Origin of the sequence: Stenotrophomonas nitritireducens (assembly GCF_001700965.1) — a bacterium.
In the GTDB taxonomy this organism is placed as follows: domain Bacteria; phylum Pseudomonadota; class Gammaproteobacteria; order Xanthomonadales; family Xanthomonadaceae; genus Stenotrophomonas; species Stenotrophomonas nitritireducens_A.
Window position 1 is genome coordinate 785213 of the sequence record NZ_CP016756.1, and the last position, 16343, is coordinate 801555.

The 16343-nt window shown below is 65.5% G+C and carries 14 protein-coding genes; 5 read left to right on the forward strand and 9 right to left on the reverse strand.

Annotation, left to right across the window (positions count from 1 at the left end; translation table 11 throughout):
• Positions 1–261: 261 nt before the first annotated feature.
• Both BCV67_RS03495 and BCV67_RS03500 read right to left on the reverse strand, forming a co-directional pair.
• Complete coding sequence (locus BCV67_RS03495; protein WP_062166494.1) at positions 262–2094, reverse strand: ABC transporter ATP-binding protein; 1833 nt, start codon at positions 2092–2094, stop codon at positions 262–264.
• 210 nt (positions 2095–2304) lie between these two features.
• Entirely contained in the window at positions 2305–3882 is a 1578-nt protein-coding gene (locus BCV67_RS03500; RefSeq protein WP_428999499.1) for a serine hydrolase, read from the reverse strand.
• A gap of 102 nt (positions 3883–3984) precedes the next feature.
• Here BCV67_RS03500 and BCV67_RS03505 point away from each other — a divergent pair, with 102 nt between their 5' ends.
• The 3 genes from BCV67_RS03505 to BCV67_RS03515 all read left to right on the forward strand — a co-directional run bounded on the left by BCV67_RS03505 (position 3985) and on the right by BCV67_RS03515 (position 6409).
• Positions 3985–4413: a VOC family protein gene (locus BCV67_RS03505; protein WP_062166495.1), complete on the forward strand. Its 429-nt coding sequence runs from the start codon at positions 3985–3987 to the stop codon at positions 4411–4413.
• 201 nt (positions 4414–4614) lie between these two features.
• A complete protein-coding gene (locus BCV67_RS03510) occupies positions 4615–5442 on the forward strand; it encodes a DUF72 domain-containing protein (protein WP_062166496.1) in 828 nt (275 codons plus the stop codon).
• A gap of 46 nt (positions 5443–5488) precedes the next feature.
• Positions 5489–6409 (forward strand): DMT family transporter, encoded by a 921-nt coding sequence (locus BCV67_RS03515; RefSeq protein ID WP_062171381.1) that lies wholly within the window; start codon positions 5489–5491, stop codon positions 6407–6409.
• 186 nt (positions 6410–6595) lie between these two features.
• On the opposite strand, the gene BCV67_RS03520 is transcribed toward BCV67_RS03515, so the two are convergent.
• The 3 genes from BCV67_RS03520 to BCV67_RS03530 form a co-directional block, all read right to left on the reverse strand.
• Positions 6596–7660 (reverse strand): GGDEF domain-containing protein, encoded by a 1065-nt coding sequence (locus BCV67_RS03520; protein WP_062166497.1) that lies wholly within the window; start codon positions 7658–7660, stop codon positions 6596–6598.
• A gap of 126 nt (positions 7661–7786) precedes the next feature.
• Positions 7787–8509 carry a pseudouridine synthase gene (locus BCV67_RS03525; RefSeq protein ID WP_062166498.1) on the reverse strand — a complete coding sequence of 241 codons (723 nt, stop codon included), beginning with the start codon at positions 8507–8509 and terminating at the stop codon, positions 7787–7789.
• 54 nt (positions 8510–8563) lie between these two features.
• Positions 8564–10162 (reverse strand): sensor domain-containing diguanylate cyclase, encoded by a 1599-nt coding sequence (locus BCV67_RS03530; protein ID WP_231732447.1) that lies wholly within the window; start codon positions 10160–10162, stop codon positions 8564–8566.
• On the opposite strand from BCV67_RS03530, the gene BCV67_RS20315 reads away from it, so the two are divergent.
• Positions 10161–10421 (forward strand): hypothetical protein, encoded by a 261-nt coding sequence (locus BCV67_RS20315; protein WP_172837707.1) that lies wholly within the window; start codon positions 10161–10163, stop codon positions 10419–10421. The genes BCV67_RS03530 and BCV67_RS20315 overlap by 2 nt on opposite strands.
• Positions 10422–10426: 5 nt before the next feature.
• On the opposite strand, the gene BCV67_RS03535 is transcribed toward BCV67_RS20315, so the two are convergent.
• A complete protein-coding gene (locus BCV67_RS03535) occupies positions 10427–12409 on the reverse strand; it encodes a DEAD/DEAH box helicase (protein ID WP_062166500.1) in 1983 nt (660 codons plus the stop codon).
• Positions 12410–12604: 195 nt separating this feature from the next.
• On the opposite strand from BCV67_RS03535, the gene BCV67_RS03540 reads away from it, so the two are divergent.
• The gene (locus tag BCV67_RS03540) at positions 12605–12868 is read left to right on the forward strand and encodes an RNA-binding S4 domain-containing protein (RefSeq protein WP_062166501.1); all 264 of its coding nucleotides are present in this window, start codon (positions 12605–12607) and stop codon (positions 12866–12868) included.
• 242 nt (positions 12869–13110) lie between these two features.
• Here BCV67_RS03540 and ubiM read toward each other — a convergent pair whose 3' ends face one another.
• The 3 genes from ubiM to BCV67_RS03555 all read right to left on the reverse strand — a co-directional run bounded on the left by ubiM (position 13111) and on the right by BCV67_RS03555 (position 16223).
• Positions 13111–14289 carry a 5-demethoxyubiquinol-8 5-hydroxylase UbiM gene (ubiM, locus tag BCV67_RS03545; protein ID WP_062166502.1) on the reverse strand — a complete coding sequence of 393 codons (1179 nt, stop codon included), beginning with the start codon at positions 14287–14289 and terminating at the stop codon, positions 13111–13113.
• Positions 14290–14432: 143 nt separating this feature from the next.
• On the reverse strand, positions 14433–14990 hold the full coding sequence (locus tag BCV67_RS03550) for a DUF4019 domain-containing protein (RefSeq protein ID WP_062166503.1): 558 nt from the start codon (positions 14988–14990) through the stop codon (positions 14433–14435).
• Between the two features lie 78 nt (positions 14991–15068).
• A complete protein-coding gene (locus BCV67_RS03555; RefSeq protein ID WP_062166504.1) occupies positions 15069–16223 on the reverse strand; it encodes a hypothetical protein in 1155 nt (384 codons plus the stop codon).
• Positions 16224–16343 lie beyond the last annotated feature (120 nt).

Consider the following 16343-nt stretch of genomic DNA (forward strand, 5'->3'; position numbering starts at 1 on the left):
CCCAGCCCTCCCCTTCGCTGCGCGAAAGGGAGGGAGCGTAGTGCCGAGCCATGCTCGGCAGAGGCTTTACCGACAATGCCCTGTAGTGCCGAGCCATGCTCGGCAGAAGCTTTCCCGGCAATGCCTGTAGGAGCGGCGTAAGCCGCGAAGCCACTACTGCATCAGCCCGTAAAAAGCTTCCCCTCCCCAACTTTCCCCGTCGCTGCGCGAAAGGGAGGGAGCGTAGTGCCGAGCCATGCTCGGCACCACAGGGCACTTGCCTCAGCCCTCGGCCGCCACAAACCCACCGGTCTGTCGCGCCCACAGCCGCGCATACAGGCCACCAGCCGCAACCAGTTCGGCATGCGTTCCCGTTTCAACGATACGCCCCTGGTCCATCACCACCAACCGGTCCATGCGCGCGATGGTGGACAGGCGATGGGCAATGGCGATGACCGTCTTGTCGCCCATCAACTCGTCCAGGCTGTCCTGGATGGCGGCCTCCACTTCCGAGTCCAGTGCCGATGTTGCTTCGTCCAGGATCAGGATCGGCGCGTCCTTCAACAGCACGCGGGCGATGGCGATGCGCTGGCGCTGGCCACCGGACAGCTTCACCCCACGCTCGCCGACATGGGCGTCATAGCCCTGCCGGCCCTGCCCGTCCACCAATGAATCGATGAAACCTTCGGCACGCGCCTTGGCCACGGCCGCGCGCAGCTGTTCTTCGCTGGCATCGGGACGGCCATACAGCAGGTTGTCGCGAATCGAGCGGTGCAGCAGCGAGGTGTCCTGGGTAACCACGCCAATCTGCGCACGCAGGCTGTCCTGGGTGACGTGGGCGATGTCCTGGCCATCTATCAGGATGCGGCCGCTCTCCAGGTCGTACAGGCGCAGCAGCACATTGACCAGGGTGGACTTGCCCGCGCCCGATGGCCCGACCAGCCCGATCTTCTCGCCCGGCTTCACCGCCAGGTTCAAGCCCGCCATCACCCCGCCGCGCTTGCCGTAATGAAAGTGCACGTTCTGGAAATCCACCGCGCCGGCAGTGACCACCAGCGGTTTGGCATCGGCTGCATCCTGCACGCTCAGCGGCTGGGCAATGGTTTCCATGCCGTCCTGCACGGTGCCGATGTCCTCGAAGATGCCGTTGATGGTCCACATGATCCAACCGGACATGTTGTGGATGCGGATCACCAGACCGGTAGCCAGGGTGATCGCGCCCACGCTGATCAGATTGTCCTGCCACAGCCATAGCGCCAGCGCGCAAGTACCGACGATCAGGAAACCGTTGAGGATGGCGATCACCATCTCCAGGCCGGTGGTGATGCGGGTCTGCGCGCGGTGCTTCTCCGCCAGCTCCTGGATCGCCTCGGCCACGTAGCGCTGCTCGTGCCCGCTGTGCGCGAACAGCTTGAGCGTGGCGATATTGGTATAGCCATCGACGATGCGACCCATTGCCCGCGAGCGTGCATCGGAGGCAATCCACGCGCGGTGCTTCATGCGCGGCACGAAGTACACGCCGATACCCACGTAAGCCACCATCCAGATCGCCAGCGGCAGCATCAAGCGCCAGTCGACCTGTGCGAACAGGTACAGCGCGGTGCCGGTATAGACCACGATGTACCAAAGCGAATCCACCATCTGCACAGCCGATTCGCGCAGCGAGGTGCCGGTCTGCATCACCCGGTTGGCAACGCTGCCGGCAAAATCGTTCTGAAAGAAACTCAGGCTCTGCCGCACCACATGGTTGTGCATCAGCCAGCGTGAGCGGTTGCTCAGGCCCGGCACGATGGACTGGTTCACCAGCAGGTTGTGCAGGGCCACCAGCAGCGGCCGCGCCAGCAGGGTGATCCCGGCCATCCACAGCAGTTCGCTCGCGTTGCGCTGGAAGAAGCCCGCGCCGGCGCCATCGCCCAGCATGTCGACGATACGGCCAAGGAAGTCGAACATCGCCACTTCCACCAACGCCAGCAGCAGGCCGGCGATCAGCGTGGCCAGCAGCACCGGCCATACCGGGCGCAGGTAATGCAGGTAGAAGCGCACCACGCCGCGCGGCGGCGTGCGCGTATCGACCGGCGGGAAAACAGGAATCAGGGACTCGAACCAACGCAGCATCGCCACGGCCTGTAAAACCAGAACAGGCCGCGATTGTCCCATCGCGGCCTGTGTTGTGTCTGTCTAGGCGATGTCTGGTTGTGGGGACGGTGAGAATCACCGGGTTGTGGGAGCGGCGTCAGCCGCGAAGCTGATGCCGCTTCCCCTCCCTGATCAACTGCAAACTGATGATCCATCTGCTTCGCGGCTGACGCCGCTCCTACAACCCCATCATTCCGCCTTTGGCTTCAGCAGCAGGTCCTGGAAATCGAAGCTGAAATCGGTCAAGGACGACACCGGCTGCATGCGTACCTCGCGAACCTTGCCGTCCGGGTCCAGGCTGAAGTTGACGAAGGCATCGGCATTGAGCGAGCGGTTGTCCCAGCGCACGATGAAGGTGTCGTGCTGCCAGTGCTCCATCGTGCCGACCAGGTCGGCGGTGGCGCCAAAGCGCAGGCGCAGCTTGCCGCCCTGCTGTTCCACAAACACATCGCCGTACCAGGCATCACGATAGGCGCCAGCATAGGAGGACAGCGGCAGCGACGGCTTGCTCCTGGCATCACGCGCGGCCACATGCTTGTCCCAGGCTTCGTCGGCATTACCCTGTGCCTTGGCAACGCCAGCAGCATAGGCGGCCACCCAGTCATTGCCCTGCGCGCCGAGCATGGCATCGAGCACGCTCATGGTGATCGCGTTGAAGGCAGCGCCGGATTCCTGGTTGGTCAGCACAACCACACCCAGATTCTGCTCGGGCACCAGTGTCAACCGCGACACCTGGCCCGGCCAACCACCGGTGTGCCAGACCAGCTTCTGGCCACGGTAATCGCTCAAGCTCCAGCCCTCGCCGTAACCGGCGAAGTTTGGCCGTGCAGCAGCAAGCTCCGGCACCGACGGCTTGGGCACCACCTGCGGGATCTGCATCTGCCACATCTGCTGCTGGGTCTTTTCGCTGAACAGCGGCGTGCCATCGGCGAGCTTGCCCTCGGCCAGCTGCACGTTCATCCATTTGGCCAGGTCATGCACGCTGGAATAGATGCCACCGGCGCCGGCATTGTTGGACCAGGTCAGCGGCGGCACCGGGCGCAGATCCTTGAAATCGAACTTGGCGTGGCCGACGGCGGCCTTGTCGCCCGGCTGCAGGTGATCGGCGTTGTAGCGGGTATCGCGCATGCCGACCTTGTCGAAGATGCGCTGCTGCAGAAAGTCGGCATAGGACAGCCCGGATACCTTCTCGATCACCTGCTGGGCAACCGCGTAAAGAATATTGTCGTAGGCGTAACGGTCGCGGAAGCCGTTCTTCAACGGTACCTGCGCCAGCCGCGCCACCACCTCGGCATTGCTGTAACGCGTGGTCGGCCAGAACAACAGATCGCCCGCGCCCAGGCTCAACCCGCTGCGGTGCGAGAGCAGGTCACGGATGCGCATTTCGCCGGTCACATAGGGATCGGACATGCGGAAAGACGGCAGGTGATCGACCACCCGGTCGTCCATCTTCAGCTTGCCGTCTTCGGCCAGCAGGTTCAGCGAGGTTGCGGTGAACGCCTTGGTATTGGAGGCGATGGCGAACAGGGTATCGGCCTGCACCGGCTCCGGCTTGCCCAGCTCGCGCAGGCCCCAGCCGCGCTCCAGGATCACCTTGCCATCCTTGACCACCGCAACCGCCACGCCCGGCACATCGAACTGCTGGCGTACCCGCTCGACGGTCGCGTCCAGCTGCTGCAGTTCCATCGGCGTCGCCTCCTGTGCCGCCGCCAGTGGCGCCATCACGCCCATCGCGAGCATCAGCCCGCCGCCCAACCAACTATTCAATGCGCTCTCCTCGTGGATCGATGCCAGCACCGGGCCGGCCTTCTCGCGATGGTAACGCGAGCGCGCCCACCCTCGCCTTTCCACCGCTGCCCGCACGCGACCATGGACCTCGCCGCCCGCACCACCGCCACCATCATTCCCTGCCTGCGATACCGCGATGCGCCCGCTGCCATCGACTGGCTGTGCAAGGCCTTCGGCTTCCAGCGCCATGCGGTGTACCAGGACGGCGACGTGGTTCACCACGCGCAGCTGGTGTTCGGCAACGGCATGGTGATGCTGGGATCGGTGCAGCCCGGCGAATGGGGCAGCAACATGATCCAGCCCGACGAGGTCGGCGGCATGGAGACGCAGAGCGCCTGCGTCATCGTCAGCGATGCCGACGCCCACTACCGCCAGGCCAAGGCCGCCGGCGCGGAGATCGTCATCGACATTGCCGACCAGGCCTACGGCGGCCGCGGCTACGCCTGCCGCGACCCCGAGGGCCACCTGTGGTGGTTCGGCAGCTACGACCCCTGGGTCCCGAACATGTAGTGCCGAGCCATGCTCGACAAAGGCGTTACACGTGCCGCTGGTCCCACATGTAGTGCCGAGCCATGCTCGGCAGCAGCATTACACGTACGATTGAGCTTGCTGGTAAAGCCCCTGCCGAGCATGGCTCGGCACTACAAGGGGTAGTTGCTACATTAGTAGCTTCGCGGCTTACGCCGCTCCTACAACAGCCAAGGCGTTGTCTTGAACGATCTTTTTGCCAGCACCGCGCACGCGCCCGGCGTCCACGTCGGTATCGGCGGCTGGACCTATGTGCCATGGCGCGGCGGCACCTTCTACCCGGTCGGGCTCGTGCAGCGCCGTGAGCTGGAATTCGCCAGCCAGCAGCTGACCAGCATCGAGATCAACGGCACCTATTACGGTGCGCAGAAACCGCATATCTACGCCGGTTGGCGCGATGCCACACCCGAAGGCTTCGTGTTTTCGGCCAAGGCGCCCAAGCGGATTGTCGGCACGCGCAAGCTGGCCGGCACCGGCGGGCAGATCGAGGATTTCATCGATGGCATCAGCCACCTTGGCGATCGGTTGGGGCCGCTGGTCTGGCAGTTCGAGAACGGTCGAACCCTGGACCGTGACGATCTGGCCGCGTTCCTGCAGTTACTGCCGCAGCAGGTCAACGGCCGCCGCCAACGGCATGCGCTGGAAGTACGCGACCCCAACTGCTTCGACGCCGAACTGGTTGCACTGATCCGCCAGCAGGGCATCGCGCTGGTATACACGGACTCCCCCGAGTACCCCAATGGTGCGGATCTGTCCGGCGACTTCGTCTATGCGCGGCTGATGCGCAGCCGCGATGAGCATGCCAGCGGCTACCCGGCCGCTGAACTGCGGCAGTGGACCGCGCATGTACACAACTGGCGGGCAGGCAAGGACGTGGCCGAGTTGCCGCATCTGGCCGCGCCACTCGCGCCGGCCAAGCCCCGCGAGGTGTTCCTGTACTTCATCAGTGCCGCCAAGCACCGCAACCCGGCGGCGGCGCTGGCACTGCAGGCGCTGGTCGACAAAAACTGACGCCTGCGGCGCAGCCATTGCCATCGGCATCGGCGACAATATGCCGATGCCTACCAACGACCATCGCAAGGCCCTGTTGCAGATCCACTTCTGCGTGCTGCTATGGGGTGTCACCGCCATCCTCGGCAAGCTGATCACCCTGCCGGCGCTGCCGCTGGTGTGGTGGCGCATGTTGCTGGTGGTGGCGATGCTGGCGCTGCTGCCGCGGGTGTGGCGCGGTCTGTCCAGCCTCAATCTGCGGCTGGCGCTGGGCTACGCCGGCATCGGTGCGCTGGTCGCCTTGCACTGGTTGACCTTCTACGGCGCGGTAAAGCTGGCCAACGCCTCGGTGGCGGCCACCTGCATCGCGCTGGCGCCGGTGTTCACCGCCATCATCGAACCGTGGATAGCGCGCCGCCCGTTCCAGCTGCGCGAGCTGGCGTTGGGCGTGGTGGTATTGCCCGGCGTTGCGCTGGTGGTCGGCGGCGTGCCCGATGGCATGCGCCTGGGCGTGGCGGTTGGCGCGGCATCGGCCTTGCTGGTCGCCCTGTTCGGCTCGTTCAACAAGCGCATGGTCGGGCATGCCGACCCGCTGACCGTCACTGCTGTGGAACTGGGCGCCGGCACCTTGACCCTCACCCTGCTGGCACCGGCCCTGCCGCTGCTGCTACCGGCGTTGGCCAGCGACCTGTGGGTGCTGCCCAACCTGCATGACGGCCTGTTGCTGCTGGCGCTGTCGGGGCTGTGCACGCTGCTGCCGTTCGCCCTGGCACTGGTCGCACTCAAGCACCTGAGCGCCTACACGGTGCAGCTGGTGACCAACCTGGAACCGGTCTACGCGATTCTGCTGGCAATGCTGTTCCTGAGCGAACAGCACGAGCTGACGCCGCAGTTCTACCTGGGCGTGGCGATCATTCTTGGCGGCGTGTTCCTGCACCCGCTGCTCAATCGCCTGCGTCCAGCGGCGGCGAGTACCGGTTCGATCTGATCGGTTGGTTGGCCGGTCGGCCGTTGTAGCCCCGGTAAGCGCAGCGCACCCGGGGTTTGCGTCAGGCATGAGCCAAGGTGTTTCGGCCAGGTAGTCTCACGCGCACAACGCGATGTCTGCGCCACTGTGTGCTTCCCGGGTGCGCTGCGCTTACCCGGGCTACGAAGACGGGTTACACAATGCCGCTCAGTTCGCTACCACCACCCGGTCACGGCCCAGCGCCTTGGCCTGGTACAACGCGGCATCGGCGCGGCGCAGGGTTTCGTCCGAGCTTTCGCCAATGCGGTGTACCGCCAAGCCGATGCTGATCGTGATCGGTAGGCCTATCGGCAACAGGCCGACTGCGGCACGCAGGTATTCGCACTGCAGTTCGGCCTGCTGCAGGGGCGTGTCCGGCATCAGGATCACGAACTCCTCGCCGCCGTAACGGGCGGCCATGCCACGCGCGGAAAACTGCGACTTGAGCACGTTGGCCAGCTCGGTCAGGACCAGGTCGCCTTCACCATGTCCATGGATGTCGTTGACCATCTTGAAGTGGTCGATGTCGACAATCGCCACCGCCGGGGCTACCTCGCCCGCACGCCCGATCGCCTCGGTGAGCGCTGCGGCCAGCGCCCGCCGGTTGGGTAAACCGGTCAACGGATCGGTGCGGGTCTGTTCGGACAGCTCCAGGTTGACCTGCTCAAGCTGCTGGTAATACTCGATCAGATGCGTCTCATACCAGTCGCGCTCGCTCTGGAGGTGGTCGATGTCCAGCCGCAGCAGGCGCATCTCCATCATCCGGCTGACCTGCCGCGACAGCGCGCGCAGGGCCTCGGCCTGTGGGGTACCCAACTGCGCCGGGACCGAGTCGAACACGCATAGCGAACCCAATGCATAGCCGTCGCTACTCAGCAGCGGCGCGCCGGCATAGAAGCGGATATGCGGGTCGCCCAGCACCAAGGGGTTGGCGCTGAAGCGTTGGTCCTGGCGGGCGTCGGCCACCACCATAAGCTCCTCCGGCTTGAGGATGGTGTGGGCGCAGAACGCCTCGTCACGCGGGGTCTGCTCCCCGTCCAGACCCTGCAGCGATTTGAACCACTGCCGATCACGATCGATCAGGGTCACCGCACCCATCGGCGTACCGCAGATGGTGCGGGCGATGGTCACCAGGTCATCGAACTCCTGCTCGCGTGCAGTATCCAGCACGCGGTAGCGCTGCAGCGCGGCAAGACGTTCGGCTTCATTGACAGGCAACGCGGGCTTGATCATGCACGACCCCAAGGCAGCGGATGGAGAGCGCCGCAGAGTCTAGCGGTAGCGCGCGCAAGGCGCGGTGATCACGTCACAGTTCACCACTGCTGCTGAGCACCGGCTCACCACTTCGGTTGCAGCAGCTCACCATTGCTGCTGTTGCGGCAGCAGCCCGCGCAGTTCCTGCTCGCTCAGGTTGCGCCATTGGCCGGGCTTCAACGCACCGATCTTGACGTTGTCGATGCGCACCCGGCGCAGCTGGGTGACGCGGTAGCCGAACTCGGATGCCATCAGCCGGATCTGCCGGTTCAAGCCCTGCTCCAGGATGATGCGGAAGCCGTACTTGGCGATGCGGCTGGTGCGGCACGGCAACGTCATCTCGTTGTGGATGCGTACACCACGGGCCATGCCGCGCAAGAATTCGTCGGTGACCGGCTTGTTGACCGCTACCAGGTATTCCTTCTGATGGCCATTCTCGGCGCGCAGGATCTGGTTGACGATATCGCCGTTGCTGGTCATCAGGATCAGCCCTTCGGAATCCTTGTCCAGGCGGCCAATCGGGAAGATGCGCTGCTCATGGCCAACGAACTCGACGATGTTGTCCTTGACCGCGCTCTCGGTGGTGCAGGTGATGCCCACCGGCTTGTTCAGCACGATATAGACGTGGCGGCGGCCGGTACTCTTCTGCACCGCGCGGGCGCGCAGCGGCTGGCCATCGACCTTGACTTCGTCGCCCTCGCCCACCACCGCGCCAGTACCGGCAACGATGCCGTTGACGGTGACGCGACGGGCAGCGAGCAGGCGGTCGGCCTCACGGCGTGAACAGAAGCCGGTTTCGGCAATGTGCTTGTTGATTCGGATTGTCATCGGCGAATTATCCGCCATCGCCCGCGCTCGGAACAGCCGGCGCAGGCCCGGTGTTCAGGCCACTTCCTGGATATCGCGCGCGTCCACCACCTGATCGCGGCCGCTGCGCTTGGCCTGGTACATGGCGTTGTCTGCCCGCCGCAGCAGCGCGGCCACGTCATTGTCGCGGTATTGCAGTTCGGCCAGGCCGATGCTGGCGGTCACCACCAGGCCCTCGTGCTTGAGCCCACGCGCCTGCGCGGTGACCTTCTCGCGCAGCTGCTCCAGCCGCGGTCGTGCGGCATCAGCGCCGATTCCCGGCAGCAGGATCAGGAATTCCTCACCGCCCATGCGGATCACATCACTGCGGCTGCGCACGCCGGCCAGCAGGGTTCCGGCCACCGACACCAGCACCTGGTCGCCGCCATCGTGGCCATAGCGGTCGTTGATCTGCTTGAACAGGTCGATATCCAGGAAGCCGATGGACAGCGGCTGACCGGCCGCCTTGGCCTGGCTCATGTAATGCTCCAGCTGGCGCAGGCCGGCACGGCGGTTGGGCAGGCCGGTCAAGGTGTCGGTATCGGCCAGCGCACGCATTTCATCACGCTGCTGGCGCAGCTGGCTGAGGCTGCGGTTGAGCGAATAGGCCGACATCATCAGGAACCAGGTAACCGAGACCTGGATGGCCTCGACCCTGAATTCCACCAGCAAGCGGCTGTCCATCAGGTCCGCCAGCGCCATCACCAGCAGCGGAATCACCGCCACCAGGCCATCCAGCGCCTGGAAATAGCCCCGCCTCAACGCGACGATGGCGATACCTACCGACGCAATGCAGATCAGCGTGAACAGATCATCCAGCGCCTCGCCGATCCTTGCCAGCAGCGGCCAGGTCATGAACGGCGCCGCCAATGCCACCAACGCCAGCGCGATCATCAACAGCTGCATCCAGCGCCGCGAACCGCGCAGCACCCAGCGCCCGCCGCACATGCGCCACAGCACCCCGCCCATGACCGCATAACTGAGCGCGGATACCGAAACCATCCACACCGGGGCATGCCCATCCACCGGCAGCCATGGCTCGGGATAGCCGCTGAGTCCGCTGAGCACTGCCTGCCAGACCACCAGCAGTGCACACACCAGGGTGTAGATCAGGAAATCGCGGCCGCGCGTGGTGGCAAACCCCATCAACGCCGACAGCGCCAGCGCCAGGGCGATGGCCACGCAGGCGGTACGCACCACCAGCCGCAAGGTGTCCTGCTGCTGCAACGGACTGGGCGCGCCCAGATGCACGGTGGGAATCCAGCGCGGCTTCAGCGGCGACTCCCAAGCCACCCGGATCGGCTCGACCGTGCCACGCTTGGGCACAACCACCAAGCCCACGCCGGCACGGAAACGCGAATCACGGGTGCGCGCATCCTGCATGTCGCCGCATACCTGGCGATCACCATGGAAGATCATCACTTCGCCGGCAAACACGTTGAACACGCCCACACCCTGCGGCGCACCCGACCAGCCGCCTTCAGGAGCGGGAATCTCGATCGCCGGCCGCATCCGGGCCAGGGCCTCGGCACTGCAGGCACGCAGCGGCGCCTGTTCGGCAGTGGGAGCGCCGGCTATCAGGTAGTCGTGGTCAACCTGCAGCGGCTGTGCCGCGCCAACCGGTGGCCAGACCATGAAGCACATCGACAGCAGCACCAGCGCAACCCATCCACGCCTGAGCCTGCCAGCAACTGCCCCTCCCGCTCCTGCCATGACCTTCCCTTTCGCGTTCCCCGACGCGCACTGGCGGCATTATCGCAATAACCCGGCGCAAGCAGTACGTGAAAGCGGTCCCGGCTTGAAGTTGTCGGCCCGCCCTGTCCTGCAGGCCTGCAAACAGCCAAAACAGACAACCCCGGCAGTGCCGGGGTTGTCTGTTCATGCATTGGACTGACTAGATCAGTAGTTGCGCGGGCCGCGCGGCTTGAAGCCACCCGGACGCGAACCACCGGGGCCACCTGGGCCGCCCGGACGCGGACCGCGCGGGCCACCCGGACGACCGCCCGGCTTGCCGTCGCCCTTGTCGAAGCGCGGCTTGAACGGCGGCGCTGCGCCACCCTGCTCTTCGCCCGCTTCCACCTTGCGCATCTGCAACTGCTGACCGGACACCCACACCTTCTTCAGGTGCTGCAGCACGTCGGTCGGCATGTCAGCCGGCAGGTCCAGCACCGAGTGACCGTCATGGATGTCGATCCGGCCGATGAAACGGCTTTCCAGGCCGGCTTCATTGGCAATCGCGCCAACGATGTTGGCCGGCTTCACGCCATGGGTATGGCCCACTTCGATGCGGTAGGTCTCCATGCCGAACTCCGGCGCGCTGCGCGGCGGCATTTCGCGACGCGGACGCGACTCGAAATCACCTTCGCCACGCGGCGGACGCGGTGCGCGCTCGCCGTCATCCTGGCGCGGTGCACGTTCAAAGCGCGGCTCGAAACGGGCCGGGCGATCACCACGGTCACCGCCACGCTCGTCACGGCGATGGAAACCACCGTCACGGGCCGGGCGCTCGTTGCGGTCATTGCGCTCGAACGACGGTTCGCGGCGCTCGCGCACCGGCGGGGTCAGCAGGAACGGCGAATCACCCTGCAGCAGCTTGGCCAGTGCAGCGGCGATATCGATGGCCGGCACGTTGTGCTCGCCTTCGTAGCGCTGCAGCAGATCGCGGTAGAAATCCATGTCGCCGGCAGCCAGGGTCTGGCTGATGCGGTCCATGAACTTGGTCACGCGGTGATCGTTGACCGCATCCACGGTCGGCAGCTGCATTTCTTCGATCGGCTGGCGGGTAGCGCGCTCGATCTGGCGCAGCATGCCCTTTTCACGCGGGGTGACGAACAGGATCGCCTCGCCGCTGCGGCCGGCACGGCCGGTACGGCCAATGCGGTGCACGTAGCTTTCGGTGTCGTACGGGATGTCGTAGTTCAGCACGTGGCTGATGCGCTCCACGTCCAGGCCACGGGCAGCCACGTCGGTGGCCACCAGGATGTCGAGCTTGCCTTCCTTCAGCATGGCGATGGTGCGCTCACGCTGCGCCTGCTGCATGTCGCCATTGATGGCGGCAGCGGCCATGCCGCGCGCCTGCAGCTTGCTGGCAAGTTCTTCGGTACCGGCCTTGGTACGCGCGAAGATGATCATCGCATCGAAGGTTTCCACTTCCAGGATGCGGGTCAGCGCATCCAGCTTGTGCATGCCGGCCACCCACCAGTAACGCTGGCGGATGTTGGCCGAGGTGGTGGTCTTGGACTGGATGGTCACTTCCACCGGATCGCGCAGGTAGGTCTGCGCGATGCGGCGGATCTGCTGCGGCATGGTGGCCGAGAACAGCGCCACCTGACGGCTTTCCGGCAGCTTCTTGAGCACGGCTTCGACGTCGTCGATGAAGCCCATGCGCAGCATTTCGTCGGCTTCGTCCAGCACCAGCGTCTTCAGCTCGGACAGATCCAGGGTGCCGCGATCAAGGTGATCGATCACACGGCCCGGGGTGCCAACCACGACATGCACGCCGCGGCGCAGGGCCGACAGCTGCTGGCCGTAAGGCTGGCCACCGTAAACCGGCAGCACGCGGAAGCCCGGCATCGATGCGGAATAGGTCTGGAACGCCTCGGCGACCTGAATGGCCAGCTCGCGGGTCGGCGCCAGCACCAGCACCTGCGGCTTGGTGGCGGAAAGATTGATATTGGACAGCACCGGCAGCGCGAAGGCGCCGGTCTTGCCGGTGCCGGTCTGCGCCTGGCCGAGCACGTCACGGCCTTCCAGCATGGCGGGAATGGTGGCAGCCTGGATCGGTGACGGGGTCTCGTAACCGACATCGGCCACTGCCTTCATCACAGGCTCGGACAGGCCGAGATCTGCAAACAGCAGCGGCGCGGGGGTATCTTGGGACATGGGTAACTCCGGGGGCACCGCCGCGAACGGGCGGGCGAAAAGACGTGTATTGTGCGCTCTAAAGCGCCCTGCTGTCGCGGGGGGCGTGATTTCTGTTCAGCTGGCGAACACAGCAACGGCTTCGCCCAGCAGCCTTACGCCCCCGGGCGGCCACTGTTTAGCGCACAATAGTGCCCGTTTTTACCGGCAATCACCATGCAAACCATCGATTTCGAACTAGACCGCGACTACGTGGAACTGAAGCAGTTGCTGAAGCTGACCGATCTGGTCACCAGTGGCGGCGAGGCCAAGATGATCATCAGCGAGGGCCAGGTCAGTGTCGATGGCGTGGTCGAACTGCGCAAGGCCTGCAAGATCCGCGGCGGCCAGCAGGTCCAACTGGGCGATATACGCATCAACGTGCTTGCCGATCCGGACCCGGACGGCGACCACGATGATGACGAAGACGAAGACGAATGATGCAGGCGCGGCTGTAGTGCCGAGCCATGCTCGGCAGGAGCTTTCTACGCCCCCACCAGCCCTGTAGGAGCTTCTGTAGTGCCGAGCCCATGCTCGGCAGGAGCCTTCCCCCGGCGCCCCATCAGCGCAACGGGAACTGCGTGAACGGTAGGGGCGGCGTAAACCGCGAAGCCAGCATCACCCAACAGGCCCCAAAAGCTACCCCTCCCCCCCTTCGCTGCGCGAAAGGGAGGGAGTGCAGGCTACGCACTCGCCTGCGTCAGATGCCCGGCGATCAACTTCCTGAACGGGACCACGCCCTGCGCGGCGCGCAACGCCGCCCCGCGCAGCAACCGCGCCGGCAGACGGCTGTCGTTGTAGAGCCCGGCAATGGCGTTGGTCACCTCATACAGCGGTCGCGTCGCCAGGCGGTGGCCGCGCTGGTAACGCGCCAGCAGGCTGTCCGCGCCGATATCGCCGCCGCCGCGCACAGCCTCCAGCAGCAGCCGCGCCAGCCGTTGCTGGCTCTGCAGGCCAAAATTGAAACCGTGCGCGGTGACCGGATGCATGCCCACCGCGGCATCGCCGATCAGCGCATAGCGCTGGCCGACAAAACGGTGCGCGTACACCCCCACCAGTGGATAGGCGTGGCGCGTACCGACCGGCGTCATCGCCCCCAGCCGCCGCTCGAAATAGCCGCTGACGGTGCGGCCGAAGTCAGCATCATCCAGTGCCAGCAGATGCTGCAGCTGCTGCTGCGGCATCGTGATCACCGCCGAGGCCTGGTTACCCGGCAGCGGCAACATCGCCAAGGTGCGCTCGTAACCGAACCACTCCCAGGCCGCGTGTTCATGCGGCCGCTCGCATTGCATCCGGCAGACCAGCATCGACTTGCCGAAGTCACGCATCTGCGCGCCGATGCCCATCATCCGCCGGGTCGCCGAGAAACGGCTGTCGGCGGCCACCACCAGGCGTGCGCCGAGCTGACTGCCATCGCTCAGGCTGACCGTGCTGCATGCATCACCGGCGTCGATCGCCGTCACCGACCGGCCATCCACCAACTCCAGCCCAGCCTGCCCCTGCACCGCCTCCCAGGCCGCGCGCCGGATCAGGTGGTTGGGGATCAACCACCCCAGTTCATCGACACCCTCGCCCTGCGCCGCAAATCCCAGCGCGAAGGGCGAGCTGCCGTTCATCACCTTGGCACTGCGTAGCGGCGATATGTGTGCCGGATCGATGCGCTGCCACAGGCCCATGCCGCGCATGATCTGCCGCGAGGCATGGGTCAAGGCGATCTCGCGGCCGTCGAATGCCGGCTCAGCCAACGCCGCCAGCGGCTGCGGCTCCACCAGCGCCAGCGACAACCCGCTGCCGGCCAGACTGCGGGCCAGACTCAACCCCGCCGGCCCCGCTCCCACCACCACCACATCCACCTTGCGCATGTCCTGCTCCGTTTGCCCAACCGCAGGCAGCGTAAGCAGGGCGAGGTAAGGATTCATTGATCCAGATCAGCGCCATGGCCGGGTGTCCATAAACACGACGGGCGCCTCGCGGCGCCCGTGTGCAAAGCATGCAACCGGGTTGTTCAGTTGGCCGAGGCCGCACGCACGCTGTAACCCGACGCCCGCCACACCTTGTCCTCGTCCAGACGGAACGACACCAGTTCGCGCACCGGCTGCGCGTTGTTGGCGAAACGGGTGGGGAAACTCACATTCAAGTAGATGCCTTCCGGCACCGACGCGCCGGCTGGATACTGCACGCGCGTGATCGACGGCTTGCCGCGCGATACCAGCGCGCCCAGCTTGGCGCGGTCGGCGTTGACATTGTTGGCGAATACGTCGCGCGTCACCGCCTTGCGCGCGACCGCCGAAGCACCGTCCCACACCGACGCGGCCTGCTGGTTGTCCACCAGCTGTGCCACGCGTTGCGCGGCAGCGGTCATCTCCGCGTCCTGCTTGGTCACCTGCGCCTGCTGCGCCGCGCTCAAGGCCGGTGCCGGCCGCGCAGCAGCCGATGTGGCCGCAGGTGCAGCCGGCCGCGCCGGAGCAGCGGCAGGTGCGGGCGCTGCTGCCGGGGCCTGCGCGAAAGCGCCTGCGGCCGGCAGGGCCAGGGACAACGCCATCAACAAACAACTGGATCGCATAGCTCTCTCCATGACGCTTCAGTGGAACGGAATGCCAATCCAATCACGGTTTGCAGCTGCCCGCATCCCCCGATTTATTCATTTTCGTGCAACCGGGCCACCCACCTGCACGGCCGCGGCCGGCGGTGTTGCCGCGGCCGGTTCGGACTGCGCGGCGGCACCGGTCGGGATGGCGGCCGGCATTGGCTCCAGCATGGCGGTGTCGATTTCCGACAACGGGCTTTCCTCCGGGCAGGTCTCATCGGGGAAGCCAAACCGTTGCTTGAGGGCCTGGCCACACCGGTTCACCGCTTCCAGATCGGCCCCTTCGGCCTTGCACTCACGGTCGAAGGCAATCAGGAACGCGTCCTTGCGGCGCACGAAATCATCGCCGCATTTACGCATCTGCTTGATCCGCTCCAGATCGTCCTGCACCGCGTTGGTGCCATCCAGGCCGTACTGTTTGAGCTCATCGTTGGTCAGCACGCGCAGGCTGCGGTTGGGCACGGTCATCATCAGGTCGGCCACACCCACCGCCACGCCGTTGCGTTGCAGGTAATCCTTCACGTTGTCGTAGACCTCGTGCAGTTCCTTGTTCAACTCCGCACGCGAGGTGGCACTGGAGCTGATCCGCATCATGCGATGGATGCCGACCTTGCCGGAGATCAACCGGTTGTCGCCGGCCGCCAGCACGAACACGCAGGCGCTGTGGCAGACCGAACCTTCGCGCACCCAGATGGTCCAGCCCGACTCGCCGATGCTGTCACCGGCGACGATCGCCGCTTCCACCTGGCCGCCGCTGGAATCCAGGTCCAGGATCCGCTTGCTGATTTCCATCGCGTCGGCCACCACCGCCAGGCGCGTCACCAGCGCGGCAAACGAAGGATTGATCTTGCCCGCATACCGCACCCGCAGCAGGCCGCGCTCCTTGCAGGGCTCCAGCGCCACATCCAGGCCGGCGCGGTCCAGAGCGGTCAACTCGGCGCCATCACCATTCTCACCGGCGTAATCGGTGCCGCAACTGACCCAGGCCTTGCCGTTCTCCAGCACCAGTTCCGGCCACGGTTTGTCCTTGGCCGGCAACGGCGGTGCGGGCGGATTCGGCGCATCGGCGGCATTGATCGACACCATGTGGTCGCCATCGGCAGCCAATGCGGTGGCTGGGTCGGCCACGGGCTTTTTGTCCCCGGCCTGCGGATTGCAGGCCAACAGCCCGATGCATAACAGCGGCGACCACCAGAACTTGGGCAACATGGAGAGCAATCAGGTCCATACAACGGCGCAGCCGCGCCAGGAAGGTGAACAGTCTAGTGCGCAACGCCCACCCTGCTGCAACGCCCGGTGAATCAACACAGTGTCGCGCGCATTGATGTC